Origin of the sequence: Acinetobacter sp. YH12219 (assembly GCF_013417875.1) — a bacterium.
GTDB classification, from domain to species: Bacteria; Pseudomonadota; Gammaproteobacteria; order Pseudomonadales; family Moraxellaceae; genus Acinetobacter; species Acinetobacter amyesii.
Map to the genome: position 1 here is coordinate 1 of NZ_VPDC01000049.1, position 3,240 is coordinate 3,240.

General features: G+C 49.5%; 2 rRNA genes. Both read right to left on the reverse strand.

The features are described 5' to 3' along the window. Positions 1 to 21: 21 nt before the first annotated feature. Positions 22 to 136: ribosomal RNA gene (gene rrf / locus FTV04_RS16325) — 5S ribosomal RNA — on the reverse strand. Positions 137 to 325: 189 nt separating this feature from the next. After that, positions 326 to 3,219, reverse strand: a 23S ribosomal RNA gene (locus FTV04_RS16330). Between the last annotated feature and the right edge of the window lie 21 nt (positions 3,220 to 3,240).

Below are 3,240 nucleotides of genomic sequence, written 5' to 3' on the forward strand. Positions count from 1 at the left end.
CAGGGGGTGTTTCGAATAATGAGCTGGCGATGACTTACTCTCACATGGGTAACCCCACACTACCATCAGCGCTAAGAGGTTTCACTTCTGAGTTCGGGAAGGGATCAGGTGGTTCACTCTTGCTATTGTCGCCAGCACAACTGTTATGGATACTTGCTTAGTCTAATCTCAGAGCAGTGCTCTTCGTGCTAAGTTTTCTACCAAATGAGTTATTAACAGATCATATCTGAGTTTCGTATTTTGTTCTTAAGCGTTAACTAAATCAAGTTATTTTGCTTAATATCGAATCAATTGATGCTTGATACAACAACTGTTTGGGTGTTGTATAGTCAAGCCTCACGAGCAATTAGTATTGGTCAGCTTCATGCGTCACCGCACTTCCACATCCAACCTATCAACGTCGTAGTCTTCAACGGCTCTTTAGTGGACATAAAGTCCAAGGGAAATCTTATCTTGAGGTAGGCTTCCCGCTTAGATGCTTTCAGCGGTTATCCCTTCCGAACATAGCTACCCGGCGATGCGACTGGCGTCACAACCGGTACACCAGAGGTTCGTCCACTCTGGTCCTCTCGTACTAGGAGCAGATCCTCTCAAATTTCCAGCGCCCACGGTAGATAGGGACCGAACTGTCTCACGACGTTCTAAACCCAGCTCGCGTACCTCTTTAAATGGCGAACAGCCATACCCTTGGGACCTGCTTCAGCCCCAGGATGAGATGAGCCGACATCGAGGTGCCAAACACCGCCGTCGATATGAACTCTTGGGCGGTATCAGCCTGTTATCCCCAGAGTACCTTTTATCCGTTGAGCGATGGCCCTTCCATACAGAACCACCGGATCACTAAGACCTACTTTCGTACCTGCTCGACTTGTGGGTCTCGCAGTTAAGCGCGCTTTTGCCTTTATACTCTACGCGTGATTTCCGACCACGCTGAGCGCACCTTCGTACTCCTCCGTTACTCTTTAGGAGGAGACCGCCCCAGTCAAACTACCCACCAGACATGGTCCTCGTCCCGGATAACGGGACAGAGTTAGAACCTCAATATTACCAGGGTGGTATTTCAAGATTGGCTCCACCGAAACTAGCGTCTCGGTTTCAAAGCCTCCCACCTATCCTACACAAGTAAGATCAAAGTTCAATGTCAAGCTGCAGTAAAGGTTCACGGGGTCTTTCCGTCTAGCCGCGGGTACACCGCATCTTCACGGCGATTTCGATTTCACTGAGCCTCTGCTGGAGACAGCGCCCCCATCATTATGCCATTCGTGCAGGTCGGAACTTACCCGACAAGGAATTTCGCTACCTTAGGACCGTTATAGTTACGGCCGCCGTTTACTGGGGCTTCGATCAAGAGCTTCGCTTACGCTAACCCCATCAATTAACCTTCCAGCACCGGGCAGGCATCACACCCTATACGTCCACTTTCGTGTTTGCAGAGTGCTATGTTTTTAATAAACAGTTGCAGGGGCCTGGTTTCTGTGGCTGCTCTCAGCTCAGGAAGCAAGTTCCATCACCAAAAGCAGCGTACCTTCTCCCGAAGTTACGGTACCATTTTGCCTAGTTCCTTCAGCAGAGTTCTCTCAAGCGCTTTGGTCTACTCGACCTGACCACCTGTGTCGGTTTCGGGTACGATTCCAGTGTAACTGAAGCTTAGAGACTTTTCCTGGAAGTATGGTATCAGCCACTTCACTGTACAAGTACAGCTTGCTGTCAGATCTCAGCATAGAGTACCCCGGATTTGCCTAAGATACATGCCTACTTCCTTTCACCTGGACAACCAACGCCAGGCTGACTTAACCTTCTCCGTCCTCTCATCGCATTACACTGAAGTATTGGAATATTAACCAATTTCCCATCGACTACGCCTCTCGGCCTCGCCTTAGGGGTCGACTCACCCAGCCCCGATTAACGTTGGACTGGAACCCTTGGTCTTTCAGCGAACGGGTTTTTCACCCGTTTTGTCGTTACTCACGTCAGCATTCGCACTTCTGATACCTCCAGCAGACTTCTCAATCCACCTTCATCGGCTTACAGAACGCTCCCCTACCACTTACACTAATGTGTAAATCCGCAGCTTCGGCATATAGTTTTAGCCCCGTTACATCTTCCGCGCAGGCCGACTCGACTAGTGAGCTATTACGCTTTCTTTAAAGGGTGGCTGCTTCTAAGCCAACCTCCTAGCTGTCTATGCCTTCCCACATCGTTTCCCACTTAACTATAATTTAGGGGCCTTAGCTGGCGGTCTGGATTGTTTTCCTCTTGACTACGGACGTTAGCACCCGCAGTCTGTCTCCCGGATAGTACTCATTGGTATTCGGAGTTTGCATCGGTTTGGTAAGTCGGGATGACCCCCTAGCCGAAACAGTGCTCTACCCCCAATGGTATTCGTCCGAGGCGCTACCTAAATAGCTTTCGGGGAGAACCAGCTATCACCGAGTTTGATTAGCCTTTCACCCCTATCCACAAGTCATCCCCTGGCTTTTCAACGACAGTGGGTTCGGTCCTCCAGTTAGTGTTACCCAACCTTCAACCTGCTCATGGATAGATCACCCGGTTTCGGGTCTACACCCAGCAACTAAACGCCCTATTAAGACTCGATTTCTCTACGGCTCCCCTAATCGGTTAACCTTGCTACTGAATGTAAGTCGCTGACCCATTATACAAAAGGTACGCAGTCACCAAACAAGTTGGCTCCCACTGCTTGTATGCATGCGGTTTCAGGATCTATTTCACTCCCCTCACAGGGGTTCTTTTCGCCTTTCCCTCACGGTACTGGTTCACTATCGGTCAGTCAGGAGTATTTAGCCTTGGAGGATGGTCCCCCCATATTCAGACAAGGTTTCACGTGCCTCGCCCTACTCGACATCATTATCTAAGCCCTTTCGCGTACAGGACTATCACCTACTATGGTCGCACTTCCCAGAGCGTTCCACTAAAGCTTAGATAACTTAATGGGCTTTTCCCCGTTCGCTCGCCGCTACTGAGGGAATCTCAATTGATTTCTTTTCCTAAGGGTACTGAGATGTTTCACTTCCCCTCGTTCGCCTCATAAACCTATGTATTCAGTTTATGATACCCGCCTTATAGCGGGTGGGTTTCCCCATTCAGAAATCTCCGGATCACAGGATATTTGCCGCCTCCCCGGAGCTTATCGCAGGCTATTACGTCTTTCATCGCCTCTGACTGCCAAGGCATCCACCACATGCACTTAATTACTTGACTATACAACCCCAAACAGTCGTT